Below are 23,820 nucleotides of genomic sequence, written 5' to 3'. Positions count from 1 at the left end.
GGCGTCAGTGCGCCTTGCTGAAGATCTGGCCGAAGCGGATGGACGTCGGCCACTTCCAGAATTCCCAGAAGTGCACGCCCTCCTCCAGCGAGAAGAACTTGAACTGGGCCTTGCCCACCACGTTCTCCAGCGGGACGTAGCCGACGACGTTCAGGACGCGGCTGTCCTGGCTGTTGTCGCGGTTGTCGCCCATGCAGAAGATGTGGCCCTCGGGCACGGTGTAGACGGGTGTGTTGTCCAGCCCGCCGTCATCGCCCATGATCTCGATGATGGTGTGCTTCACGCCGTTGGGCAGGGTCTCGATGTAGCGCGGCACGGCGCTCTGGCGGCCGAACGGCGTCTCCATGGTGTAATCCTCGACCCGCTCACGCTTTACCGGCTCGCCATTGATGTGCAGGATGCCGTCGATCATCTGGATGCGGTCGCCGGGCAGGCCGATCACGCGCTTGATGTAGTCCTGGCTGGTGTCCGTGGGCAGGCGGAAGACCACCACGTCCCCCCGCTCCGGCACGCTGCCGAAGATGCGGCCGTGAAACAGCGGCAGGCCCAGCGGCAGCGAGAAGCGGCTGTAGCCGTAGCTGAACTTGGACACGAAGACGTAGTCGCCGATGAGCAGCGTCGGGATCATGGAGCCCGAGGGGATGTTGAAGGGCTCGAACGCCACGGTCCGCACACCCAGCGCGATGATCAGGGCGTAGATGACCGTCCGCACCACGTCGCCCCAGCTTTCCGCCTGGGGCTGGGGGGCCGCGCGGCTGACGCGATCATTCTGCTGGCTCATGGAACGAAACAACCTCAGTGAGAGTGGGTGGCACCGATCTAGCGGGCCCACCGGGATTTTCAAGCAATACCGTTGGCGGCGTCGCCCGCCGGGGCCGGCGTGGCCGTGATGATGACGAAGGCCTCCGCCATGGGCGGCTCATCCGTCAGCGTCAGATGAATCTGCGCCACCATGCCCGGCGGCGTCATCGCCCGCAACCTCTCCAGGGCGCCGCCGGTGAGACATAGTGTCGGCTGGCCGCTCGGCAGGTTGATGACGCCCATGTCCTTGTGGAACACACCCTGCCGAAAACCCGTTCCCAGCGCCTTGGAACAGGCCTCCTTCGCGGCGTAGCGCTTGGCATAACTGGCGGCGCGGCCGTTGGATTTGGCGCGCCGGTCGGACCTCGCCTGTTCAATGTCGGTAAAGACCCGCTCGACGAAGCGCTGGCCGAAGCGCGCCAGGGTCTTCTCGATGCGGGTGATGTCGATCAGATCGTTGCCGATGCCCAGGATGACACTGCCGGGCTGAAAAGCGCCAAAGGACATTATGGCGCCACAGTGCCGGTAGAATGGGCGCCGGCGGGACGGGCCTGGTCCATCAGCGCCCGCATCTGGCGGATGGCGGCCTCCAACCCGACGAACACCGCCTCGCCCACCAGGAAGTGGCCGATGTTCAGCTCCCGCACCTGCGGCAGCGCCGCGACCGGCATCACGTTGTCGAAGCGCAGGCCGTGGCCCGCATGACATTCCAGGCCGATCTGGCCGGCATGGGCGGCGGCGGCGGTCAGGCGCGCCAATTCGGCCTCAAGCTCGGCGGCGTTCTCGGCATCGGCATAGCGGCCGGTATGCAGCTCGACCACTGGGGCGCCGATACGCTTGGCCGCGTCCAGCTGCGCCCGGTCCGGCGCTATGAACAGCGACACGCGCACGCCGGCGTCGTTCAGGCGGCCGACGATGGGGGCCAGGTGGTCATAGCCGCCCACCACGTCCAGCCCGCCCTCGGTCGTCCGCTCCTGCCGGCGCTCCGGCACCAGGCAGGCGGCGTGCGGGCGGTGCCGCAGGGCGATGGCCAGCATCTCCTCCGTCGCCGCCATCTCCAGGTTCAGGGGCAGCGAGATTTCCGACATCAGGCGGTCGATATCGCTGTCGCGGATGTGGCGGCGGTCTTCGCGCAGATGGGCGGTGATGCCGTCGGCACCGGCGTCGGCCGCCAGGTGGGCGGCGCGCAGCACGTCGGGATGGACGCCGCCACGGGCGTTGCGGATGGTGGCCACGTGGTCGATGTTGACGCCCAGGCGCAAGCGCTGGCTCTGGGTTTCAGACGTCATGTCAATCTCCGGCCGGCTTGGGCTCATGGCCCAGAACCGGGTGATGGTGGCTGGCGGCGATGCGGTGGTGCTTGTAGCGCGCGATCAGGGGGCGCAGCACCAGGAAAACCAGGGGCCAGGTCAGGGCGGCGGACAGGAAGCCGCCGACGGTCATGGGTGCCACCACCTGCCAGGCGCTGTGGCGCAGCACGCTCCACGACAGCTCCATGGGGCCGTGGCCGGGGTGCATGTGCAGGACGAAGCAGCCCAAACGGTAGGTGGCCAGCCAGATGAAGGGCCAGGTCACCGGGTTGCCGAACAGCGTGCCCAGCAGCGAGGCCGCGATGGAACCGCGCAGCAGCCAGGCCAGGCCGATGGACAGGGGGAAGTGCACCCCCATGAAGGGCGTCATGGCCATGGCGACACCGCTGGCGAACCCGGCGGAGATGCCATAGGGCGTGCCGGGCACGCGACCGATGCGGTGCATCCAATAGCGGCCGGCGCGGCGCCAGCCCATGCGGGGCCACAAGGTCTGCTTCACGGCTTCGGCGAACGGCCTTTTTTCACGACGGCGGAACATAAGCCTGCTGCCCCTGGGTGAGTCTCTGGGCGATGGGTGTCGGCCCCCCGACAAACTTGCACTGTTCTAGACCTGGGCACGGCGCCACGCCAGCGCCGTATGACCTTCGTCTAGGCCGATCGTGCCGCACGCCCCGCGGACCGATCGGTTCCTCCCCTATGTCTATCCCTAGCACGCCATGCGGCGGCACGACGACTGAGGACACCGCGTCAGCGGCCCCGCGCCCGGTCAACGGAATTGATAACCGGCGTGGCCCGCAGCGCGGCGATGATATTGGTCAGATGTTTCACGTCATGCACGTCGATATCGATCAACATCTCGAAAAAGTCGGTCGTGCGGTGGGTGATCTTCAGATTGGTGATGTTGCCGCCGTTCTTGCCGATCACCGTGGACACGGTGCCCAGGCTGCCCGGCTCGTTCGCCACCACCACGGTGATGCGGCCCACCTTCTCGTCCGCGCCGTCGGCCTCGTTGTCCCAGGAGACGTCGATCCACCGTTCCGGGCTGTCGTGGAAGCTTTCCAGCGTCTCGCAGTCGATGGTGTGGATGGTGACGCCCTTGCCGGTGGTGACGATGCCGACGATGCGGTCACCCGGCAGGGGGTGGCAGCAGCGGGCGTAATGCACGGCCATGCCCGGGATCAGGCCCTTGATGGGCAGCGGGCTGTCCTTGCCCTTGGGCTTGCTGGTCTTGCCGCGGGTCAGCTGGACGATCTTTTCGTCCGGCGTGATCTGCTGCACCACCTTGTGGCCGGGGAAGACGGCGTTGAACACGTCGCGGGCGCCGGCCAGGCCGGCACCGATGGCGGCGATCAGGTCATCGGCGGACTGGTACTGGAAGATCTTGAGAACGCCTTCCAGCGCCTTGTCGGAATAGTCGTAGCCTTCCTGCCGGAAGATCTTCTGCACCATGGCCCGGCCCAGCTCGATATGCTGGGCGCGCTGCTGAGTGCGGATGTAACGGCGGATGCGGGCGCGGGCCTTGCCCGTGACGACGAAGTTTTCCCAGTCGGGCGACGGCGTCTGCGCCTTGCTGGTAACGACCTCGACCTGGTCGCCGTTCTGCAGTTGGCTGCGCAGCGGCTGGATGCGGCCGTTGATCTTAGCGCCGACGCAGGTGTCACCGATCTGGCTGTGCACGGCGTAGGCGAAGTCCACCGGCGTGGCGCCGCGCGGCAGCGCGATCAGGTCGCCCTTGGGCGTGAAGCAGAACACCTGGTCCTGGAACAGCTCCAGCTTGGTGTGCTCCAGAAACTCTTCCGGCCGGACCGCATGCTCCAGGATGTCCAGCAGCTCGCGCAGCCAGCGGTATTGCCGCCCCTCGGTCTTGGGCTGGCTGCTGCCGTCGGACTTGTAGGCCCAATGGGCGGCGACACCCAGTTCGGAAACCTCGTGCATCTCGGTGGTGCGGATCTGCACCTCGATGCGCTGGCGCTCCGGGCCGATGACGGTGGTGTGCAGCGAGCGGTAGCCGTTGGGCTTGGGTGTGGAGACGTAGTCCTTGAAGCGCCCCGGCACCACCGGATAGCGGGCGTGGATGACGCCCAGCGCCTGGTAGCACTGCTCGATGGATTCGACGGTGATGCGGAAGGCCATGACGTCGGACAGCTGCTCGAACGTCACGTTCTTGCGCTGCATCTTGCGCCAGATGGAATAGGGCGCCTTGCGCCGGCCCGACACGGTGGCCTGGGGCAGGCCGTTCTCGTGCAGGGTGTCCACCAGCTCATGGATGATGCGGTCGACGCGGCCCGCACCCTGCTCTTCCAAATCCTGCAGGCGCTTGGTGATGCTGTCGTAGGCGTCCGGGTTCAGTTCCTTGAACGACAGCTCTTCCAGCTGGTCCTTCCAGCGCTGGATGCCGATGCGCTCCGCCAGCGGCGCGTAGATCTCCAGCGTCTCGCGGGCGATGCGCTTGCGCTTCTCCGGCTTGGACAGGTAGTGCAGCGTCTGCATGTTGTGCAGACGGTCGGCCAGCTTCACCAGCAGGACGCGGATGTCTTCCGACATCGCCAGCACCAGCTTGCGGAAGTTCTCCGCCTGCTTGGACTGGTCGCTTTCCAGGTTCTGCAGCTCGATGCGCGACAGCTTGGTCACGCCATCCACCAGGCGCGCGATTTCCGGCCCGAACAGGCGCTGCACCTCTTCCAAGGTGGTCAGCGTGTCCTCGACCGTGTCGTGCAGCAGGGCCGTGATGATGGAGGCGCCGTCCAGCTTCAGCTGGGTCAGCAGCCCGGCCACCTCCAGCGGGTGGGAAAAATAGGGGTCGCCCGACGCGCGCTTCTGCGACCCGTGCGCCTTCATGGAAAAGACGTAGGCGCGATTGAGCTTGTCCTCGTCCGCGTTGGGATCGTAGGAGCGGACGCGCTCAACCAGTTCATACTGGCGCATCATGGATGCCCTGCCCGGCCCCAGGCCTGTTGCACACGGGGAACCGCAGCGAGCGCGGCGTGGCCGTTCAGGGCGCTATCCATGAAAAAATAGCCAAGGGGGACGGGTCGCTTACCCACGGCCTGCCCCACCACCGGCTCAGAGGCCCTCGTCGTCGCCGAGGTCGTCACCCTGCGCCGCATCCTCGGCGGCATCCTCGCCACCCAGGTCGTCATCTTCACCGGCGGCGCCCTGCACGGCCCAAGCCTGCTCACCGGCCATCAGCTCGATGATCTCTTCCTCGGGCTCGTCCTGCTCCTGGACGCGCTGATGCCCCTTGATCAGGGAGTTCTTCAGGCTGTCCAGCACCACCGTCTCGTCCGCGATCTCGCGCAGGGCGACGACCGGGTTCTTGTCGTTGTCGCGATCGACCGACAGCGGCGCACCGGCCGCCACGTCCCGCGCCCGCTGGGCCGCCATCATCACCAGCTCGAACCGGTTCGGAACCTTCAGGACGCAATCTTCAACGGTAACGCGGGCCATACCTTGCTCACTCCAACAACGAAACGGGTGCCGGGAATAGGGGCACTGAACACCATCCCATAGTTATAAGGGCCTGTTTTCGCGGTTGCAAGGAAGGCGACACCCGATCCGCCGCATTCCTGCGTTTCGGTCGTGAAGAACGGCCGGGGGACGGGCCTGCCCCGCCCCTCTAGTCGTCGATGCGCTCCGTCACCTGGCCTGGCGGAAGGTCCGCCACCAGGCTTGCCACGTTCATCCCCGTCACCGGGTGCCGCCACCCGGGCGCCAGGTCGCGCAGCGGCAGCAGCACGAACGCACGCTGGTGCAGGCGGGGATGAGGCAGTACCGGTGCCTCATCCCGAACGTCGTCATGGTAGGCCAGCAGATCCAGGTCCAGCCCCCGCGCCTCGTTCACCTGGCGCCGCACCCGGCCGAACGCGGCCTCCACCCGATGCAGGACGGCCAGCAGCGCCGGGGCGTCCAGGTCCGTTTCCACCCGCACCACGCCATTGACGTACCAGGGCTGGTCGGACGCGGGCACCGGGGCGCTGCGGTACCATGGCGACACCGCCGCCACCGCCACTCCTTCGCCATCCAGCGCCCGCACCGCCGCGGCCACGACATTGCGTGAGCCGCCGACGCCGGGAACCGACAGGTTCGACCCCACCCCCACCAGAATCATTCACCTCACCCCTACTTCGCCCTTCCGGCGCGCATCGCGCGGGATGACGCCAGCATCTACCCTTAAGGCCTAAATATGGTGCCCGCCCCCGGGGGCGATATCCCCAGAAGGAGGATGCGACTTTAAATACACCGGCTGCGACCATATCTTGCTTGAACGCGTTAACCCATTCACTTTATGTAGACGCTTGTCAGCGCGCTATAAAGACGGCACGCTACTGATAATTGAATCCTCTGCATTACCCTCCCAAATGATATTTAAAGGAATATAAAATGTTGCATTATCCCGAGGAACGTCTCGCCCTCTTCATCGATGGCGCCAATTTATTCGCCGCCGCGCGCGCCCTGAATTTCGATATCGATTATAAGCGTTTGTTGAATTTTTGTGGGAAGCGCGGGCGCCTGATCCGCGCCTTCTATTATACCGCGCTGGTTGAAGATCAGGAATATTCCCCTATTCGCCCGCTGGTCGACTGGCTGGACTATAATGGCTATACCATGGTCACGAAGCCGACCAAGGAATACACCGACGCGTCCGGCCGCCGGAAGATCAAGGGCAATATGGACATCGAACTGGCCATCGATGTCATGGAGATGGCGCAGCATTTGGACCACATCATGCTGTTCTCCGGCGATGGCGACTTCCGTCGCCTGGTGGAGGCGGTGCAGCGCAAGGGCGTGCGCGTCTCGGTGATCAGCACCGTGCGCTCCACCCCGCCCATGATCGCCGACGAGTTGCGCCGCCAGGCCGACAATTTCATCGAGCTGATGGATCTGGCACCCGACATCGCCCGCGCCCATGCCCCTCGCCCGGCGGTGGAGCATGCCCAGAATCTCGACACCACGCCGGTGGAGTGATATCCGGCGCCCACACGACACGTAACGGGCGCCCTTATCCCATGACCCAGAACCTGACGCCGCCGGGGCATGACTGCCCCTTATGCCCCCGGTTGGTGGATTATCGCCTGCGCAACCGCGCGGCCTTCCCTGACAAATTCAACGGGCCGGTGCCGTCCTTCGGCGGCCTGGACGCCCGCCTGCTGGTGGTGGGCCTGGCCCCCGGGCTGCGCGGCGCCAACTTCACCGGCCGTCCTTTCACCGGCGACTACGCCGGCGACCTGCTGTACGCCACCCTGCTGAAGTTCGGCTTCGCCACGGGCCAGTATCTGGAGCGGCCGGATGACGGCCTGACCCTGATCGACGCGCGCATCACCAACGCGGTCCGCTGCGTCCCGCCCGAGAACAAGCCCACGCCGGAAGAATCGCACACCTGCCGCCCCTTCCTGGTGGCGGAACTGGAAGCGATGACCAGGCTCAAGGCCGTGGTGGCCCTGGGCTCCGTCTCCCACACCAGCGTCATCCGTACCTTCGGCCTGCGCCAGGCGGCCCATCCCTTCGGCCACGGCGCCCGGCACGACCTGGGCGGCGGAGTGACGCTGTTCGACAGCTACCACTGCTCCCGCTACAACACCAACACCGGCCGCCTGACCGACACCATGTTCGAGGACGTGTTCAAGGCCGTGCGCCAGTACCTGGACGCATCGGAATAAAGCCCACCCAGACAAAAGGCCGGAGCGAACGCCCCGGCCTTTTGCATCTCTGGGCGGCCTTGCTGTCAGCCCTTGGCCCGCATCAGGCGCGCCTTGTCGCGCTGCCAGTCGCGTTCCTTCTCCGCCTCGCGCTTGTCGCCCTTCTTCTTGCCCTTGGCCACGCCGATCTCGACCTTGGCGTAGCCGCGGTCATTGAAATAGATCGACAGCGGAATCAGGGTGACGCCGTCGCGGCGAATGGAGGCGAACAGCTTGTCCATCTCGCGGCGGCGGACCAGCAGCTTGCGCGCCCGTTTGGGCTCATGCTGGAAGAAGCGGCCGGCCAGCTGGTACTCCGGGAAATGGGCGTTGATCAGGTACAACTCCCCATCCCGCTCGCCGGCGTAGGACTCGGCGATGCTGACCCGGCCGGCGCGAAGCGACTTCACCTCCGTCCCGGTCAGCATGATGCCAGCCTCAATCGTTTCGGTGATGAAATAATCAAAGCGGGCACGCCGGTTCTGCGCGGCGTATTTATGTTCGTCGGCGCGTGCCATGGCGGCTATCCGGCCCTTTCCCTCAGCTCAGCAGGCCAGCGTGGACCAGGGCTGCGCGCACCAGCTCCTGAGTCGCCGACGTGGTTTCCACCAGCGGCAGGCGCAGTTCCGGACGGCACAGGCCCAGCAGGCTGGCGGCGTACTTTACCGGCGCCGGGCTGGTCTCCACGAACATGGCGTGGTGCAGCGGCATCAGCAGGTCGCGGATGCGGGCCATCTCCGCCAGGTCGCCGCGCACCCAGGCGTTCTGCATCTCGGCGCACAGGCGCGGCGCCACGTTGGCCGTGACGGAGATGCACCCCACCCCGCCCTGCGCCAGGAAGGCCGTGGCAGTGGCATCCTCGCCCGACAGCTGGATGAAGTCGGCGCCGACTTCGAGCCGTGTGCGCAACGGCCGCACCAAATCGGCGGTGGCGTCCTTCACCCCAACGATGTTAGGCAACGCCGCGAGACGGGCCATGGTGGCGATCGACATGTCGATCACGCTGCGGCCGGGGATGTTATAAATGATGATGGGCAGGTCGGCCGCATCATGGATGGCTTTGAAATGCTGGTAGAGACCTTCTTGCGTCGGCTTGTTGTAGTAGGGCGTCACCACCAGGGCGGCGTCGGCGCCCACGGCCTTGGCGTGCTTGGTAAGGCTGATGGCCTCCGCCGTGGAGTTGCTGCCGGTGCCGGCGACCACGGGGACGCGGCGGTCCGCCACTTCGACACAGAGCTCGACCAGACGGCGGTGCTCTTCATGGCTCAGCGTCGGCGACTCGCCGGTGGTGCCGCAGGGGACCAGGCCGTGCGTGCCCTCTTTCACCTGCCAGTCCACCAGGGCCTGGAAGGCGCGCTCGTCCACTTTGCCGTCGGCGAACGGCGTGATCAGGGCGACGAGGGAACCGGCGAGGGCGGGCGTGGCGGTGGTCATCTCTGCAATCTCCGTGGGCATTCGACCCGAAAGGCGCGAACCTTAGCGGCCCCGCACCTAGGTGACAAGCGACGAGAAAAGGCCCCCTGGCCCCCGTTCCGGCGAGGGCTGGCCGCCTTGATCCTGCCGCTTTCCCTGCTGTGTGCGCCGATGGCGGCCATGGCCCAGTCCTCCAGCGATATCAGCACCTACCGCGCCGCCTTCAAGGCAGCGGACAGGGGCAAGTGGGCCGACGCCCACAAGCTGGCCGAACGCGGGCATGACCCGCTGGCCGACAAGGTCCTGACCTGGATGGATCTCGGCCGCGCCGACACCGACGCCAGCTTCCAGGAGCTGGCAGACTTCATCGACAAGAATCCGGATTGGCCCGGCCTGGCGGCCCTGCGGCGCAACGCCGAAATTCGCATGCCCAATTTCGGCGACACGCCGACGCGCGACTGGTTCGACAAGCACCCGCCCCTGACCACCGCCGGCTTCATGCGTTACGCCGACAGCCTGCTGAACCTGGGCGACAGCGAGAAGGCCATCGGTCTGATTCGCGACCGCTACATCAAGGGCAACTTCGGCGTGGTGGACGAGCGGACGTTCCGCACCAAGTACGTGGCCATCCTGCGCCCCGCCGACCATTGGGCCCGCCTGGACCGCCTGCTGTGGGAGAACGACGAAGAGGACGCGCGGCGCATGCTGCCCATCGTCGACCCCGGCCACCAGGCCGTGGCGCTGGCCCGCCTGGCCATGGCCGACTTGGACCCGGGCGTGGAACGCCTGCTGCAGCAGGTGCCCGCGCCGTTGATGAGCGAGCCCGGCATCACCTATGAGCGGCTGCGCTGGCGCCGGCGCAAGGAGATGGACGCCGGCGCGCTGGAGATCGTTGAGAACCTGCCCAAGGATGCGGGGAAGGAACTGGGCCATCCCGAGGCCTGGTGGACGGAACGGCACATCCTGGCGCGCCACCTGATGGACCAGGGGCAGATGCAGCGCGCCTACCGCCTGGCGGCCAACCACGGCGTGACCGATGGCCTTGGCTTCATCCAGGCGGAATTCCTGGCCGGCTGGCTGTCGCTGCAGTTCCTGAACAAGCCGGAACAGGCGCTGGACCACTTCACCCGCCTGTATGAGGGGGTCTCCTCCCCCGTCGGGCAGTCGCGCGGCGCCTATTGGGCCGGCCGGGCTTGTGAGAAGCTGGGCAACCCGGAGCGCGCCCGCCAGTGGTATGAACTGGGGGCCCGCTACGGCAGCACCTTCTACGGCATGATGGCGCAGGAGAAGCTGGGCCAGGCGGAGGCCATCCCCATCGCCCCCACGCCCTCCGCCGACGCCCGCGCCAAGTTCGAAAAGAACGAGCTGGCGCGCGCCGCCCGCCTGCTGGACAAGGTCCTGACCGAGGATGACGACCGTGTGGACCTGTTCTTGCGCAAGCTGTCGCAGGACGCCAAGACGCCGGACGACTTCGTGCTGGTGGCCAAGGCGGCACTGGAAATGCACCGCCGCGACCTGGGCGTGAGCATCAGCCGGCTGTCGCTGAACAAGGGCATCGTGCTGGCCGACGCGGGCTATCCCATCGTCTCCAGCCACCTGCCGGCCCAGCCGGAGCCGGCGCTGATCCATGCCCTCATCCGCCAGGAAAGCAGCTTCAAGGTGGACGCGGCCAGCGGCGCGGGCGCCCTGGGCCTGATGCAGCTGATGCCGCCGACGGCGCAGCAGCTGGCCAAGCGCGAGGGCATGAAATACACGGTCGCCAAGCTGACCCACGACCCCGACTTCAACATCCGCATGGGCAGCGTGTTCGTGCAGGATCTGCTGGACCGCTTCGGCGGCTCCTACATTCTGGCCATCGCCGCGTACAACGCCGGCCCCGGCCGGGTGGCCAACTGGCTGCGCGACTATGGCGACCCACGCATCGAGGCGGTGGATCCGGTGGACTGGATCGAGACCCTGCCCTTCTACGAGACGCGCAACTATGTCCAGCGCGTGCTGGAGAACCTGCACGTCTACCGTATCCGCATGGGGGGCCGCCAAATGCCCATGACCACCGATTTGAAGCGGGGCACGGCCGGTTGATGGCCAATCGGCAACACTATTTTGGTTAATTCGCGCAAAAGGTTAGGGGGAAAACCCTCAGACCCAATGTTAACTTGCGATTAATAACGAACGCCATATCCTACCCGGGTAAACAGTTCCCGATAGGTATGTGCCATGGCCTCTGTTCCCCTGGCTCCTCAGCCGCTTCCCGCCGCCCTGCTGCGGGCAGCCGTCATTCATCATCGTCTGGTCGACGCCTTCATTCAGCTGACGCGGACTGAACTGGCGCGTCAGCGCGATGATTACGCCCGCGACAGCCTCAATGAATTGCTGGACGTGCTGAAGGCCCAGCTCGCCGTTTACGGACCGGACGCCGTAATCCCCCCGCCGGCAGGGACGCCGACGGGGATGGAGCCGGCCAATCTGCCCTAAGCTACGCGATTAGGAGGGGCCGGGCCTCGGCGCCCACGGAAGAGTGGCGCGAGTCGGCGCGCATACCCGTCCGCGCCTGAACTTTTCAGCCGTGAAACCCCCGAGATCACTGCCGTCCGCCGGTATCCGAGATTGTTACGGGGACTGAAAAGATGAATACTATTGTATTCTCTCAGCTAAACAGCTTTAAAGAAGGAAACAGCGGGGAAAGGTTGAGTGTGGGGAGACAATGCCAGTTGTCAGCGCCAAGGCGCCTCCATACTCTCGCCCCAATTCAGGCTTCCTACCTTAGTAGGTTATGCTGTCGTCCCATCCGATGATCTCAGATGGCGCGTCATCGACTTGGAGTAGTGCCCATGCCCCGTAGGACTAAGAACACGGTTGTTGCCGAACTTGAAGGCAAAATTGAGAACCACGTCGCCAGCCGCATCCGTTTGCGCCGCGGTCTTCTGGGGATGAGCCAGTCGGATCTGGCCCGCGCCTTAGGCATCACCTTCCAGCAGGTGCAGAAATACGAGCGGGGCTCCAACCGCGTCTCGGTAGGCAAGCTGTATCGCCTGGCCGAAATCCTGGACGTGCCGCTGACCTTCTTCTTCGACGACCTGGAGAGTGGCGCCGACCGCCCCGCCCCCACCAGCTTCAGCGCACCGGATGAGGGCTCGCCGCTGCTGTCGCGCCGCGACCTGGACCTGCTGCGCGCTTGGCGCAACGCGCCGGCGGACATCGCCGACTGCGTCGCCGGCCTGCTGCGCGCCGTGTCGCATGACGACGACGGGGCCGAAACCGCCCCGGCTAGCACCTCCACCGCCGCCTCCAGCGAGGAAGACGCCGGCGGCGACGCCAAGCCCGCCCGCCGGCGCCGCGGCGCCGTCTGGGACCCCGCCGACATGTATAAAGCGGCCAAGGCGCCCAAGCGCGGCAAGTCGGCTCCCACGCCCCCGTAAGGCGCCAGCACACGATCCCTTCATGGGGACGGCTTCAGGTCGAAGACGGGCGCGGCGGGCAACTGCCGCGCCCGTTTCGTCTCAATTCAGGCAATTGGACATGATCGACTTCAATACAGCGTGATCAAAGCCGCCTAACCCTTCCCTCCTTGCGGCCCATCCATTGCCCGGCGTATCCGCTCGTAAAGCGAGGTGCGCGCCAGGGCGGCGTCCAGTCTGTCGAGCATCGACATCACGTCCGCCACCTCGGCGTTGAGTTCCACCGCGACCACGTCCATCGCCGCCCAGACGGGCGCCAGTTGGCGGTACAGCGCCCGCCCCTGGTCGGACAGGTCAAGCCGCCGGCTGCGCGCGTCGCGGGGGTCCGATTGCGCCTGGATGAGGCCCGCCACCTCCAGGGAGCGGCGCGTCTGGCTGACGGATGGCTGGGTGATGCCCAGGGCCCGCGCCAGTTCCGCCACCGACGCCGGCCCCTGCTCGGCCAGGTGTTCCATCACCCCCCACCACCGCTGTTCGAACACGACCCCCAGGTCGGCGTAAACCCGGCCGGCGTCCTGGTCCATGCGTTCAACCAGGCGGCGCAGGCGGCCGCCGATGGCCAGGGGGCCGCGCTTGCGGGTGTGATCCGTTGCCATCGGTTCCTCCTACTTGTATTTATATAGGCGCCTAACTAATATCTACGCCATCCGGGATTGCATATCACCTGGATGCGAAAACAGCGAAGGGGGGATCATGCGACACGCTTCCGGCATGCCGGTGGGGCGCCGTGTTCGGGCCTTGGCGCTTCTTTGTGTCTTGACCTCGGGCTTGCTGGCGCTCGTCCCTCTCCCGGCAACCGCGCAGTCCGCCGCCCAGGCCAATTATTCCCCCGACCAGGTGCTGGCGGACCTGGACATGCTGTATCAGCGGTTGAAGGCCGACGCCTTCGACCTCTACGCCTTCACCCCTGAGGCGGAGATGGACAGCCTCCACCAGACGCTGCGGGCGGGGATCACGGGGCCCATGACGCGCACCGAGGCCGAGGCGCGCTTCCAACGCCTCGCGGCGATGGCCCACCAGGGGCATGCGCGGGTCGAGGGCGTCTACGGCGCCTGGGCGGCCTACCGGAAGGCAGAGGGGCGCGCGTTCCCCTTCATGGTCCGCATCCGCGATGGTCGCCTCCATATCGCCGCCAATCTCAGCGACGTTCCACATCTCCCCCCGGGCGGCGAGATCCTGGCCATCGACGGGGTGCCGGCGGCACGCTGGCTGGAGCGCACGCGCGCTCATATCTCGGCCGAGACAACGGCGCTGGCGGACAGCATCCTGGAATATGATTTCCCCATGTACCTCTGGGTGGAGGCCGGCGCCCGGTCCGGTTTCAAGGTCCGCGTGAAGGCGGCCGACGGCGACGCGTTCGACACTGAGGTCGCCGCGCGAACGGCATCGGAAATCGCGGCGGCTGCCAGCCGGCAGCCGCCCCGCCTGGACCTGGAGCATCCCCTGCGGGACGCCCGAGTCCTGGCCAATGGCGTCGGCTATCTGCGCCCCGGCCCGTTTTACAATGAGGCCGCCAAGACCGGCGCGGACGAGTGGGATGTGACAGTGTTCCGGACGTTCATCAACAACGCCTTCGGCATGTTCGCGGCCAAGGACGTGCACCGTCTGATCATCGACCTTCGCGGCAATCCCGGCGGCGACAGCCTGTTCAGCGACGTCATGGTCTCCTGGATCGCCGACCGGCCCTATCGCTTCTTTTCATCGTTCAAGATACGGGTCAGCGCCGACGCCGTCACAGCGAACCAGGACCGCATCCTGCACGACGCGGTCGCGGCCGGCCCCATCTCCCGCCGCTTCGCTGACTTGTATGCCACTGCCCATCCCGGCGCCGTCGTGACCTTCACCCTTCCGGAAACGCAGCCCAATCCGGGCGGACGGTTCCAGGGCACGGTGTACGCCCTGATCGATCGGCACACCTATTCCAACGGGGTGGCCGTCGCCGCCACCATCCAGGACTATGGGTTCGGCAAGGTCCTGGGGGAGGCGACCACCGACATGGCGACCGCCTATGGCGCTATGGAACGGTTCACACTGCCCATCACCGGCATCACCGTGGGCTTTCCCAAGGCGCACATCGTGCGGCCCAACGGCGACACGCGGCCCCGGGGGGTGACGCCAGACATCGCCATCCCGGCGCCTTTGATCGAAACGCCCGACGACGCCATGCTTCAGCGCGCGGCAGAGATCGCCGCCACGGACCCAACCCTGCACTGAAAGTCCGGCTCAACCCTTCTTCACGAACTCCGCCCGCAGCACGAGGCCCTTGATGGTGTCGTGGCGGCAATCGATCTCCTGCGCGTCGCCGGTCAGGCGGATGGAACGGATGACCGTGCCGCGCTTCAGCACCTGGTTGGCGCCTTTCACCTTCAGGTCCTTGATCAAGGTGACGCTGTCGCCGTCGGCCAGCAGGTTGCCCACGGAATCCCGCACCTCGACTGTACTGGCAGCCGCCGCGTTGGCCGCCGCTTGGCTGGCCGGGATCCATTCGCCGCTGGCCTCGTCATAGACGAACTCTTCATCGGACGAACTATTCATCGGGAACCTCAATCTCTGGGTATGAGCCACCGTCGCCCGGTGACGCCGAGATGGCGCGGGCGCGGTAGCGGGGGTGTGCCTATCATTGGGCCGGTGGATCGGGGCGCCGGCACGCCGCCGCCGGGAAGGTAGCGGACAGACCGGCAGCCGTCACGCCTGAAAGCCCTGGCGGTGCTACACTGGCCGCACAACGGCATTGCTTCATTCGGGAGCCTCACCTCATGACCGACCTTCCCCAGGATCTCCAGGGCACGCGGGTGCTGGTCTGCGCGGCGGAGGGGCCGCTGCTGACCGGCGACCAGGACGCCGTGCCCCTGATCGGCCTGGCGTGGGAGCATGGTGCCCGGTTGGTGGCCATCCCCCTCAGCCGCTTGGGCGCCGGCTTCCTGACGCTGGCTACGGGCCAGGCGGGGGCCGTCATCCAGAAGTTCGCCACCTACCAGTTGCGCCCCGTCATCGTGGGCGACGTCAGCGCCTGGATGGCCAGCAGCGGGGCCCTGCGAGATTTCATCTATGAGGCCAACCGGGGCCAAGTCGTGTGGTTCGTGGACGATCTGGCGGCCCTGGAACGGCGGCTGGCGCCTTGAATGGCCGGCATCGTCACGCGGCCGGAACCAGAAACGACAAAGCCGCCCCAAGGGGCGGCTTGTCCGTTCACTTAGCCCATGATGTGGCTTGCGCTAAGTGATGGCGGAGGGGATGGGATTCGAACCCACGGTACCAGTTTCCCGGTACGACGGTTTAGCAAACCGTTGCCTTCAGCCACTCGGCCACCCCTCCGTCCACCGACTGTCGTCGGCGGTTCGCGTATGTACTCGGGCGGCGGCCCCCTTGTCAACGATAACGGTGAGGAAAAATCGCGGGAAAATGAAAAGGGGGACCAACCGGCCCCCCTGCCCACGCCCCACCCAGGATGTCCCCGGTGCGGCACCCTTTTTTTCCTGCCGGACCAAGGCGCAAGGGCCCGGCCCTCACCTTAAGCCTGCGCTTCAGCCCTTCAGCTTGGCGGTCAGGATCTCGTTCACCAGGGCGGGATTCGCCTTGCCCTGGGTGGCCTTCATGACCTGGCCGACGAAGAAGCCGAACAGCTTGTCCTTGCCGCTGCGGAACTCCGCCACCTTGTCGGCGTTGGCCGCCATCACGGCCGCGATGGCCTGGTCGATGGCGCCCGTGTCGGTCACCTGGCGCAGTCCCTTCTCCTCCACGATCTGGGCGGCGGGCTTGCCCGTCTCCAGCATGTCGGCGAACACCTCCTTGGCGATGCGGCCGGAGATGGTGTTGTCCGCGATCAGGTCGATCAGGCCGCCCAGCGCCGCGGCGCTGATGGGCGAGCTGTCGATATCGGCGCCCGTCTTGTTCAGGGCGCCCAGCAGATCGCCGATGACGAAGTTGGCCGCCATCTTGGGATCGCGCCCCCGGGCCACCTCTTCATAGAAGTCGGCGCGCGACCGTTCGGCCACCAGCACGCCGGCGTCATAGACCGGCAGCTTGTAGTCGGCCATGAAACGGGCCTTCTTCTCATCCGGCAGTTCCGGCAGGGTGCGCTTGATATCCTCGACCCAGGCGGCGTCCAGTTCCAGCGGCAGCAGATCCGGATCGGGGAAGTAACGGTAGTCGTGCGCCTCCTCCTTGGAGCGCATGGACCGCGTCTCACCCTTGTTCGGGTCCCATAGGCGGGTTTCCTGCACCACCACGCCGCCGTCCTCGATCAGCGCCACCTGACGCTGGGCCTCATACTCGATGGCCTGCTGGACATAACGGATGGAGTTGACGTTCTTCGTCTCCGTCCGGGTGCCATACTTCTCACCCGGCTTGCGCACCGACACGTTGATGTCGCAGCGCATGGAGCCTTCCTCCATGTTGCCGTCGCAGGTGCCGAGATAGCGCAGGATGGTGCGCAGCTTGCGCAGGTAGGCGGCGGCCTCCTCCGGTGTGCGCATGTCGGGTTCCGACACGATTTCCATCAGGGCCACACCCGACCGGTTCAGGTCGATGTAGGTCTTGGTCGGGTTCTGGTCGTGCAGGCTCTTGCCCGCGTCCATCTCCAGGTGCAGGCGGGTAATGCCCACCTCGCGGGTGGAGCCGTCCGCCAGATCCAGCACGATGGTGCCATGGCCGACGATGGGCTGCTGGAACTGGCTGATCTGGTAGCCGGAGGGCAGGTCGGCATAGAAATAGTTCTTGCGGTCGAAGACCGAGCGCAGATTGATCTGCGCCTTCAGACCCAGGCCCGTGCGCACCGCCTGCTCCACGCAGACCTCGTTGATCACCGGCAGCATGCCGGGAAAGCCCGCGTCCACGAAGCTGACTTGGCTATTGGGCGCGGCGCCGAAGGCGGTCGCCGCCCCGCTGAACAACTTGGCATTTGAGACGACCTGGGCATGGACCTCCAGCCCGATCACCACTTCCCATTCGCCCGTCTCGCCTGCAATCCGATAAGCCATCGTCTTCGCCATCAAGTCCAATCATGGAGTGAGGGGTTTTCATGGCCGGAATCGCGTGAAAACGCAACCGGCTTGGGCGCCGGTGCAGCCCGGCGCCCATTAGGGCCGCTGCCGCCCCCGCGACGGGTTACCCACTAAAAGTTGAAGTTTGAGAACCATTATTTTATTTTCAATGGTGAAATAAGCATGGAAATTCAGCGCGGAAATTAAGACATCATCAACCTCTCATCTAGTACCTACGGCCTAACCCTTTTCGTAACAGGATTGCCACGATGCTCCAGTCCCTGAAGATCGCCCACAAGCTGGGCCTGGCCGTCCTGCTTTTCCTGGTTCCCGTGGGTTACCTGCTGTACGCCCTGATCGCACAGCAGCAGATTTCCATCGATTTCGCGGCGAAGGAACTGGCCGGCACCGCCTATCTGAGGGGGCTGCAGACCGTGCAGGCCCGCCTGGCCGCCGCGGAAACGGGCGGGGCCGCTGTGGATACGGCCGGCAGTGCTGCCACCGTGCGCCAGTTGCAGGCCGCCTGGGGCCAGGACATGGAGAGCGCCGGCAAGGCCGACGAGCTGCTGGCGGCCCTGGGCAAGAAGGACGCCGCCGCCGCCCGGACGGCCCTGCGCGCGCTGATCGCCCAGATCGGTGATAAGTCCAACCTGATCCTGGATCCGGACCTGGACAGCTTCTATGTCATGGACATTGTCCTGGTCAAACTGCCCGACCTGCAGGACCAGACCACGGGCCTGCGGGCGGTGACGCATCAGGCGGGGGACAACAAGGTGGACCTGTTCGTCGCCCTGGGCGGGGTCAAGTCCCTGCTGTCCGGCGTCGATTCCTCCGCAACCTCCGCTTACGGCGGCAATGCCGACGGCAGCGTGAAAAAGGCCCTGGAGGCCCCGGTCGCCGCCCTGCAGAAAGCCGCCGCCACGCTGACCGCCGGTGCCGAGAAGGGCAGCGTGGCCGACGCGGACACGCTGTCGGCGCTGAAGACGCAGGACGCGCTGTACACCGTCGCGTCGGCCGACCTGGAGCGCTTGCTGAACGCGCGGATCAGCGGTTTCAAGGCGACGCAGCTGCGCGTGCTGCTGATCTCGCTGGCGTTGTTCGCGGTCGCCGGCGGCGCCGTCTACGTGGTGGTGCGCCGCTTTGTCATCAACCCGCTGAGCGACCTCACCGGCGCCATGTCGGGCCTGGCGCAAGGCCGCCTGGATACCAGCATCGCCCACGCCGACAATGGGGACGAGGTCGGCGCCATGGCCCGCGCCCTGGTCGTCTTCAAGGAAAACGCCCAGCGCACCCATGCGCTGGAAGCGGCGCAGACCCTGGAACAGGAAAAGCGGCTGCGCCGCCAGCAGGCGCTGGAAACCCTGACTAAGGATTTCCAGCTGGCCATCAGCGCCGAGTTGCGGGGCATGGCCGCCGCCGCCACGGAACTGGAGGCCACCGCCGGCTCGCTGGCCAGCCAAGCCGACAACACCGCCGCCCGCACCCAGGCCGCCGACGACAGCGCCGCCCGCGCCACGGCCAACACCCAGACGGTGGCGGCGGCGACGGAGCAGCTGGCCGCCAGCAGCAACGAGATCGGCGCGCAGGCGGAGCAGACCGCCGCCACCACCAAGACGGCTGTGCAGGAGGCGGAGCACGCCCGCAACGTGGTGGATGAACTGGCCACCGTGGCCGAGAGCGTGAACGAGGTGGTGCGCTTCATCCAGACCATCGCCGCGCAAACCAACCTGCTGGCGCTGAACGCCACCATCGAGGCGGCACGCGCCGGCGAGGCCGGCAAGGGGTTCGCCGTGGTGGCGACCGAGGTCAAGAGCCTGGCCAACCAAACGGCACAGGCGACGGAAGACATCCAGGCGCGGGTCGGCGGTGTGAAGGCCGCGGCCGACAACGCCATCGGCATCATCAACCGCATCGCCACCACCATCGGCGTCGTTGACGGCAATTCCGGCGCCATCGCCGCGGCCGTCAGCCAGCAGAGCGCCGCCACCAGCGAAATCAGCCGCAACGTCGCGGAGGCCGCCGCGCGCACGCAGGAGGTGACGGAATCCCTGACCCTGGTGCGGGATAGCGCGGAATTCACCAAGGAAGCCTCTGGGCAATTGCTGGTCGCCGCCAACGAGCTGTCGCGGCAGTCGGAGCAGCTGCGCACGGACGTGGAACATTTCCTGGTCGCCATGCAGACGGCCGAGGATCGTCGCCAGTTCGACCGCCACGACATCGACCTGCCGGCCCGCGTGGGGGCGCCGGGCGCCGCCCTTTCCGGTCCCGCGACGCATCGCCTGGTCAATATCGGCCGGGGTGGTTGCGCCGTGAGCGGCCCTGCCATCGGCGGCGCCGGCCATGAGGTCGAGATCGACGTGGATGGCCGCCGTTTCCGGGGACGCGTCACCGCCCAGGAGGGCGACACCACGCGCGTCCAATTCCGCCTGACCGATGAGGCCGCCCAGGCGGTGGACGCCCTGGTGGCCCGACACCGGGCCGCCGCCTGATCGGGTGTATTTTAAGACCGTGAAAGATAGGACGCCGAATCACCGGAGTCCAAACAAGCGGCAATTCAATACCTATAAGTATAGAGTTGGGGATGTGGGGTTAATCCTAACGATTTCTTCAGGCAAACTGGCAAAGATGGCCGCTGAAGAATCGTGAGGCCGGGATGCGTTTTCAAAATTCGCCGTCATTCTCCAGCAGCGGCGATATCCGCCCCGCCCCCTTCCCCTGGCGGCTGCCGGGCGCCGATGGGGTGCTTGTCTGCTCCAGCCGCCTTGCCCTGCTTTTACCCCTGCTGGTCCTGGCATTAGCGCTGGTCGGCGGCGCAGTGGTCGCCCGGCTCACCGATGCCCATAACCGCACCCTGGCCGCCGACAGCCTGTCGGCGCGCGCGGGCGAAATGACGGAAGACCTGCGCCAGCAACTGACACTGTACCAATACGGCCTGCGCGGCGCACGCGGTGCGGCAGTCGTTGCCGGCCTGGATTCCCTGACGGTTGAGCAGTTCCGCCGTTACAGCCAAACACGCTCCCTGGAAACGGAATTCAGGGGAGCTACGGGTTTCGGCATCGTGCGGCGGGTGCCCATCGCCGAAGAGGAAGCCTTCGTCGAGCGGGAGCGCCATGGCGGCCGTCCCGGATTCCGCGTCTGGGAACTCAAGCCGCACGATGGCGAACACGCCGTCATCCAGTTCGTGGAGCCGGAAGGCGTGAACGCCACCGCCGTGGGCCTGGATATCGCCTCGGAACCGGCACGCCATGCGGCCGCCATGGCCGCCATGCGGTCGGGCGAACCCCGCCTGACCGCGCCCATCTCGCTGGTGCAGGCCCCGGGGGACAACAGCGGATTCCTGCTGCTGCTGCCCATCTACCGGCAAGGGGCGGATCTCACCACGCCCGACACGCGCGGGACCGCGACGGTGGGATGGGCCTATACCCCCTTCCTGATCAGCAAGATGATCGTCGGGTCGGAGCTGATGCGGGCGGACGTCGGCTTCACCCTGAGCGACGTGACCGACGGCGCGGACGCCCTCCCTTTCTACCAAACCCCCGTCCCCGCCATAGGCTTCGTCGATGGCTTGGTCCACGATGATCGCCTGTCCATATTCGGCCGCCAGTGGCTGATCCATTACCAGGCGACGCCCGTCCTGCGGCAGGCCCTGAACCTCACGCCGCCCCTGCTGGCGGCAGGCCGCGTCAGCGTCGCCGGCGTCCTTCTGGCCCTACTGTCGCACCTCTACATGGCAAACCGCGCCCGCCGGCTTGCCGCCGGCAGGGAGCAGGCACGCCAGACGGACATGCTGGAGCGGGAGGTCAAGGCGCGCACGGCCGACTTGGCGCAACGGGAGGTCCGGTTCAAGACGCTTACGGAGCTGTCCACCGATTGGTATTGGGAAACCGACGCCGAGGGCCGCTTCACCGCCATGTCGCAGGGCGTCTCCCGCATCGGGCAGGATCACCGGAGCCTGATCGGCAAGACGCGGCGCGAGCTGTCGGCCAGTGCCCCGGACCCGCGCCTGGACCAATATGAGGATTTGGTCCGCCGCGGACAGCCCTTCCGCGACCTGCGCTATGACCTGATGGGCAATGACGGCGCCTTGCGCCATATCGTCATCAGCGGCACCCCCATCCTGGACGCCGCGGGCACTTGCGTCGGCTATCGCGGATCGGGGCGCGACGTCACCGAACAGCTGCGGGCCGAAGAGGCCCTGCGCGCCACCTCCTCTCGCCTGGCCTTGGCCACCAAGGCCAGCGGCATCGCCATCTGGGAATACGACGTGGCCACACGCCGCCTGGATTGGGACGAGCAGATGTTCCAGCTCTACGGCGCCCAGCGCGACGGCGGGGATTGCTTTTCCATCTGGCAGGCGCATTGCCAGCCGGACGACGCGGCGCGCCTGGCGGCGGAGTTCCGGCGCGTGCTGGATGGCGGCGCCGACCTGGATACGGAATTCCGCGTGGTGCGGCCCAACGGCGGCATACGCCATGTGAAGGGCGCCTCGATCACCGACAGGGACGCCGACGGCCGGCCCATCCGTGTCATCGGCGTGAACTGGGACATCACCGAGGTGCGCGACCGTGAGGCCGCCCTGGTCGCGGCCCAGGCCGCCGCCGAAGCGGCCAGCCGGGCGAAGACCGACTTCCTGGCCAACATGAGCCATGAAATCCGCACCCCGATGAACGCCGTCCTGGGCCTGACCCAGCTGCTGGCCGATTCCCGGCTGTCCGCGCAGCAACGGGACTTCATCTCCAAGATTTCCTCGGCCGGCCGCAGCCTCATGGCGCTGATCAACGACATCCTCGATTTCTCGAAGGTGGAGGCGGGGCGGCTGGACCTTGAGCATGCCCAATTCAAACTGCCCGACCTGGTGGACGGGCTGGTGTCGCTGGTGTCGGTCAACGCGGAGGAGAAGAAACTCGCCCTGGCGGCCACCATCGCGCCCCACACGCCGGCGACGGTGGTGGGCGATCGCCTGCGCCTGCAGCAGATTCTGCTGAACCTGCTGGGCAACGCCATCAAGTTCACCCAAGTCGGCAGCGTGATGCTGGATATCCGCGCCGTCGCCTGGCCCCGGCCGGACCGGGTGTCGCTGCGTTTCTCGGTGACCGACAGCGGCATCGGCATTCCCGCCCATGCCATCCCCACCCTGTTCAGCGCCTTCACCCAAGCCGATAGCTCGACCACCCGCCGCTATGGCGGCAGCGGCCTGGGGCTGGCGATCAGCAAGCGCCTGGTCACCCTGATGGGGGGCGAGATCGGGGTGGAAAGCCAGCCCGGCGCCGGCAGCACCTTCTGGTTCATCGTGCCCCTGGACGTGGCGTCGCCGGGGCACGCCGCGGGCCAGGCGATCCTGGCCGCGCCGCCGCCGGACGCCGCCGCGAGCGCCCCCCGGTCGCGGCGGCCGAAGCGGCTGAAGGGGCTGCGCCTGCTGATGGTGGAGGACAACAGCATCAACCAGGAGGTAGGCCGGCAGATCCTGGAGCGCGAGGGGGCCAGCGTCACCGTTGCCGCCCACGGCGCGCAGGCCTTGGCGCGGCTGCGCGCCCAGCCCGGTTCCGTGGACGTGGTGCTGATGGACATGCAGATGCCGGTGATGGATGGTTATGAGGCCACCCGGCTGATCCGGGAGGAACCGGGCCTGTCCACGCTGCCGGTCGTGGCCCTGACCGCCGGCGTCCTGGATGCGGAACGCAGCCGCGCCTACGCGGCCGGGATCACCGACTTCATGACCAAGCCGTTCGACCTGGACCAGGTGGTGGCCACCATCCTGCGCCACGCGCCGAAGGTGGCGGCACCACGCCGGGGTCGGGTGGCGGCCGCGCCCACCTCGTCGCCCAGCGCCCTGGCGCGCCTGCGCGCCATCCTGCCCGATTTGGACCAGCGGCTTGAAGCCATGGGCCTGCAAGACAGCGAGGATCTTTACGTCAGCCTGGTCGAGCGGTTTGTACGGGAATTCGCCGGCGCGGCGCAGGAACTGCGCCGGGCGGTGGCGGAGGGCCGGCCCGCCGACGCGGCTCGCATGCTTCACACCTTGCGTGGCACGGCCAGCCAGATCGCCGCCCTTGGCGTGGTCTCGGCCGTGGCGGTGGCGGAACATGCGCTGGCGCACGAGAACTGGGCGGTATGGGATGCCAGCCTCAACATACTGGCCACAGCCATGGGCAAGCTGGCGGCGGCCGTGAGCTGACGGCCG

Annotated in this window: 21 protein-coding genes and 1 tRNA gene; 9 read left to right on the top strand and 13 right to left on the bottom strand. The window is 66.7% G+C overall.

Annotated elements, in window-relative coordinates:
- Positions 1-4 precede the first annotated feature (4 nt).
- The 7 genes from lepB to folK all read right to left on the bottom strand — a co-directional run bounded on the left by lepB (position 5) and on the right by folK (position 6,219).
- Positions 5-781 (bottom strand): signal peptidase I, encoded by a 777-nt coding sequence (gene lepB, locus P5F91_RS13460; protein WP_040845561.1) that lies wholly within the window; start codon positions 779-781, stop codon positions 5-7.
- 59 nt (positions 782-840) lie between these two features.
- A complete protein-coding gene (acpS, locus tag P5F91_RS13455) occupies positions 841-1,308 on the bottom strand; it encodes a holo-ACP synthase (RefSeq protein ID WP_145609458.1) in 468 nt (155 codons plus the stop codon).
- Complete coding sequence (locus P5F91_RS13450; protein WP_145609459.1) at positions 1,308-2,090, bottom strand: pyridoxine 5'-phosphate synthase; 783 nt, start codon at positions 2,088-2,090, stop codon at positions 1,308-1,310. Before P5F91_RS13450 ends, acpS begins: the two co-directional genes overlap by 1 nt.
- Before the next feature lies 1 nt (position 2,091).
- Positions 2,092-2,649 carry a DUF2062 domain-containing protein gene (locus P5F91_RS13445; RefSeq protein WP_145609460.1) on the bottom strand — a complete coding sequence of 186 codons (558 nt, stop codon included), beginning with the start codon at positions 2,647-2,649 and terminating at the stop codon, positions 2,092-2,094.
- A 209-nt stretch (positions 2,650-2,858) separates the two neighbouring features.
- A complete protein-coding gene (locus P5F91_RS13440) occupies positions 2,859-5,039 on the bottom strand; it encodes a RelA/SpoT family protein (protein ID WP_277907395.1) in 2,181 nt (726 codons plus the stop codon).
- 135 nt (positions 5,040-5,174) lie between these two features.
- Positions 5,175-5,558, bottom strand: coding sequence for a DNA-directed RNA polymerase subunit omega (gene rpoZ / locus P5F91_RS13435; RefSeq protein WP_145615642.1), 384 nt, complete (start codon positions 5,556-5,558; stop codon positions 5,175-5,177).
- Positions 5,559-5,727: 169 nt separating this feature from the next.
- Positions 5,728-6,219: a 2-amino-4-hydroxy-6-hydroxymethyldihydropteridine diphosphokinase gene (folK, locus tag P5F91_RS13430; RefSeq protein WP_277907394.1), complete on the bottom strand. Its 492-nt coding sequence runs from the start codon at positions 6,217-6,219 to the stop codon at positions 5,728-5,730.
- Positions 6,220-6,491: 272 nt separating this feature from the next.
- Here folK and P5F91_RS13425 point away from each other — a divergent pair, with 272 nt between their 5' ends.
- Positions 6,492-7,076: a LabA-like NYN domain-containing protein gene (locus tag P5F91_RS13425; RefSeq protein WP_145609463.1), complete on the top strand. Its 585-nt coding sequence runs from the start codon at positions 6,492-6,494 to the stop codon at positions 7,074-7,076.
- Positions 7,077-7,117: 41 nt separating this feature from the next.
- The gene (locus P5F91_RS13420) at positions 7,118-7,768 is read left to right on the top strand and encodes a uracil-DNA glycosylase (RefSeq protein WP_145609464.1); all 651 of its coding nucleotides are present in this window, start codon (positions 7,118-7,120) and stop codon (positions 7,766-7,768) included.
- Between the two features lie 65 nt (positions 7,769-7,833).
- Here P5F91_RS13420 and smpB read toward each other — a convergent pair whose 3' ends face one another.
- Positions 7,834-8,304, bottom strand: coding sequence for an SsrA-binding protein SmpB (gene smpB, locus P5F91_RS13415; RefSeq protein ID WP_145609465.1), 471 nt, complete (start codon positions 8,302-8,304; stop codon positions 7,834-7,836).
- 22 nt (positions 8,305-8,326) lie between these two features.
- On the bottom strand, positions 8,327-9,220 hold the full coding sequence (gene dapA, locus P5F91_RS13410; protein ID WP_145609466.1) for a 4-hydroxy-tetrahydrodipicolinate synthase: 894 nt from the start codon (positions 9,218-9,220) through the stop codon (positions 8,327-8,329).
- Positions 9,221-9,337: 117 nt separating this feature from the next.
- Between dapA and P5F91_RS13405 the strand changes: the two genes are divergently transcribed.
- The 3 genes from P5F91_RS13405 to P5F91_RS13395 all read left to right on the top strand — a co-directional run bounded on the left by P5F91_RS13405 (position 9,338) and on the right by P5F91_RS13395 (position 12,618).
- Positions 9,338-11,281, top strand: coding sequence for a lytic transglycosylase domain-containing protein (locus P5F91_RS13405; protein WP_277907393.1), 1,944 nt, complete (start codon positions 9,338-9,340; stop codon positions 11,279-11,281).
- A gap of 135 nt (positions 11,282-11,416) precedes the next feature.
- The gene (locus P5F91_RS13400; protein ID WP_145609467.1) at positions 11,417-11,674 is read left to right on the top strand and encodes a hypothetical protein; all 258 of its coding nucleotides are present in this window, start codon (positions 11,417-11,419) and stop codon (positions 11,672-11,674) included.
- A 356-nt stretch (positions 11,675-12,030) separates the two neighbouring features.
- Positions 12,031-12,618, top strand: a complete 588-nt coding sequence (locus P5F91_RS13395; protein WP_277907392.1) for a helix-turn-helix domain-containing protein — start codon at positions 12,031-12,033, stop codon at positions 12,616-12,618.
- 134 nt (positions 12,619-12,752) lie between these two features.
- On the opposite strand, the gene P5F91_RS13390 is transcribed toward P5F91_RS13395, so the two are convergent.
- Complete coding sequence (locus P5F91_RS13390; RefSeq protein WP_277907391.1) at positions 12,753-13,253, bottom strand: MarR family winged helix-turn-helix transcriptional regulator; 501 nt, start codon at positions 13,251-13,253, stop codon at positions 12,753-12,755.
- A gap of 97 nt (positions 13,254-13,350) precedes the next feature.
- Between P5F91_RS13390 and P5F91_RS13385 the strand changes: the two genes are divergently transcribed.
- Positions 13,351-14,871 carry a S41 family peptidase gene (locus tag P5F91_RS13385; protein WP_277907390.1) on the top strand — a complete coding sequence of 507 codons (1,521 nt, stop codon included), beginning with the start codon at positions 13,351-13,353 and terminating at the stop codon, positions 14,869-14,871.
- A 9-nt stretch (positions 14,872-14,880) separates the two neighbouring features.
- On the opposite strand, the gene P5F91_RS13380 is transcribed toward P5F91_RS13385, so the two are convergent.
- Complete coding sequence (locus tag P5F91_RS13380; protein ID WP_145609469.1) at positions 14,881-15,192, bottom strand: alkylphosphonate utilization protein; 312 nt, start codon at positions 15,190-15,192, stop codon at positions 14,881-14,883.
- Positions 15,193-15,413: 221 nt separating this feature from the next.
- On the opposite strand from P5F91_RS13380, the gene P5F91_RS13375 reads away from it, so the two are divergent.
- Positions 15,414-15,779 carry a DUF4180 domain-containing protein gene (locus tag P5F91_RS13375; protein WP_145609470.1) on the top strand — a complete coding sequence of 122 codons (366 nt, stop codon included), beginning with the start codon at positions 15,414-15,416 and terminating at the stop codon, positions 15,777-15,779.
- 101 nt (positions 15,780-15,880) lie between these two features.
- On the opposite strand, the gene P5F91_RS13370 is transcribed toward P5F91_RS13375, so the two are convergent.
- Positions 15,881-15,972 (bottom strand) — tRNA-Ser (locus P5F91_RS13370).
- Positions 15,973-16,181: 209 nt separating this feature from the next.
- Positions 16,182-17,636, bottom strand: coding sequence for an Asp-tRNA(Asn)/Glu-tRNA(Gln) amidotransferase subunit GatB (gatB, locus tag P5F91_RS13365; protein WP_277907881.1), 1,455 nt, complete (start codon positions 17,634-17,636; stop codon positions 16,182-16,184).
- A gap of 272 nt (positions 17,637-17,908) precedes the next feature.
- On the opposite strand from gatB, the gene P5F91_RS13360 reads away from it, so the two are divergent.
- Together P5F91_RS13360 and P5F91_RS13355 are read left to right on the top strand one after the other, a co-directional pair.
- Complete coding sequence (locus P5F91_RS13360; protein ID WP_277907389.1) at positions 17,909-20,128, top strand: methyl-accepting chemotaxis protein; 2,220 nt, start codon at positions 17,909-17,911, stop codon at positions 20,126-20,128.
- A gap of 164 nt (positions 20,129-20,292) precedes the next feature.
- Positions 20,293-23,814 carry a CHASE domain-containing protein gene (locus P5F91_RS13355; RefSeq protein ID WP_277907388.1) on the top strand — a complete coding sequence of 1,174 codons (3,522 nt, stop codon included), beginning with the start codon at positions 20,293-20,295 and terminating at the stop codon, positions 23,812-23,814.
- The last annotated feature ends 6 nt before the right edge of the window (positions 23,815-23,820 follow it).

Origin of the sequence: Nitrospirillum amazonense (assembly GCF_029594735.1) — a bacterium.
GTDB classification, from domain to species: Bacteria; Pseudomonadota; Alphaproteobacteria; order Azospirillales; family Azospirillaceae; genus Nitrospirillum; species Nitrospirillum amazonense.
Note: the sequence above shows the minus strand (reverse complement) of the source record. Positions and strands in the feature narration are given on the sequence as shown.

Bases quoted from the DNA above. Each gene is read 5' to 3' on its own strand.
- dapA (WP_145609466.1), bottom strand. From the start codon at position 9,220: ATGACCACCGCCACGCCCGCCCTCGCCGGTTCCCTCGTCGCCCTGATC.
- P5F91_RS13400 (WP_145609467.1), top strand. From the start codon at position 11,417: ATGGCCTCTGTTCCCCTGGCTCCTCAGCCGCTTCCCGCCGCCCTGCTG.
- P5F91_RS13425 (WP_145609463.1), top strand. From the start codon at position 6,492: ATGTTGCATTATCCCGAGGAACGTCTCGCCCTCTTCATCGATGGCGCC.
- P5F91_RS13440 (WP_277907395.1), bottom strand. From the start codon at position 5,039: ATGATGCGCCAGTATGAACTGGTTGAGCGCGTCCGCTCCTACGATCCC.
- rpoZ (WP_145615642.1), bottom strand. From the start codon at position 5,558: ATGGCCCGCGTTACCGTTGAAGATTGCGTCCTGAAGGTTCCGAACCGG.
- P5F91_RS13380 (WP_145609469.1), bottom strand. From the start codon at position 15,192: ATGAATAGTTCGTCCGATGAAGAGTTCGTCTATGACGAGGCCAGCGGC.
- P5F91_RS13395 (WP_277907392.1), top strand. From the start codon at position 12,031: ATGCCCCGTAGGACTAAGAACACGGTTGTTGCCGAACTTGAAGGCAAA.
- acpS (WP_145609458.1), bottom strand. From the start codon at position 1,308: ATGTCCTTTGGCGCTTTTCAGCCCGGCAGTGTCATCCTGGGCATCGGC.
- P5F91_RS13385 (WP_277907390.1), top strand. From the start codon at position 13,351: ATGCGACACGCTTCCGGCATGCCGGTGGGGCGCCGTGTTCGGGCCTTG.
- P5F91_RS13360 (WP_277907389.1), top strand. From the start codon at position 17,909: ATGCTCCAGTCCCTGAAGATCGCCCACAAGCTGGGCCTGGCCGTCCTG.
- P5F91_RS13445 (WP_145609460.1), bottom strand. From the start codon at position 2,649: ATGTTCCGCCGTCGTGAAAAAAGGCCGTTCGCCGAAGCCGTGAAGCAG.
- P5F91_RS13375 (WP_145609470.1), top strand. From the start codon at position 15,414: ATGACCGACCTTCCCCAGGATCTCCAGGGCACGCGGGTGCTGGTCTGC.
- P5F91_RS13355 (WP_277907388.1), top strand. From the start codon at position 20,293: ATGCGTTTTCAAAATTCGCCGTCATTCTCCAGCAGCGGCGATATCCGC.
- P5F91_RS13420 (WP_145609464.1), top strand. From the start codon at position 7,118: ATGACCCAGAACCTGACGCCGCCGGGGCATGACTGCCCCTTATGCCCC.
- folK (WP_277907394.1), bottom strand. From the start codon at position 6,219: ATGATTCTGGTGGGGGTGGGGTCGAACCTGTCGGTTCCCGGCGTCGGC.
- lepB (WP_040845561.1), bottom strand. From the start codon at position 781: ATGAGCCAGCAGAATGATCGCGTCAGCCGCGCGGCCCCCCAGCCCCAG.
- P5F91_RS13450 (WP_145609459.1), bottom strand. From the start codon at position 2,090: ATGACGTCTGAAACCCAGAGCCAGCGCTTGCGCCTGGGCGTCAACATC.
- smpB (WP_145609465.1), bottom strand. From the start codon at position 8,304: ATGGCACGCGCCGACGAACATAAATACGCCGCGCAGAACCGGCGTGCC.
- P5F91_RS13390 (WP_277907391.1), bottom strand. From the start codon at position 13,253: ATGGCAACGGATCACACCCGCAAGCGCGGCCCCCTGGCCATCGGCGGC.
- gatB (WP_277907881.1), bottom strand. From the start codon at position 17,636: ATGGCTTATCGGATTGCAGGCGAGACGGGCGAATGGGAAGTGGTGATC.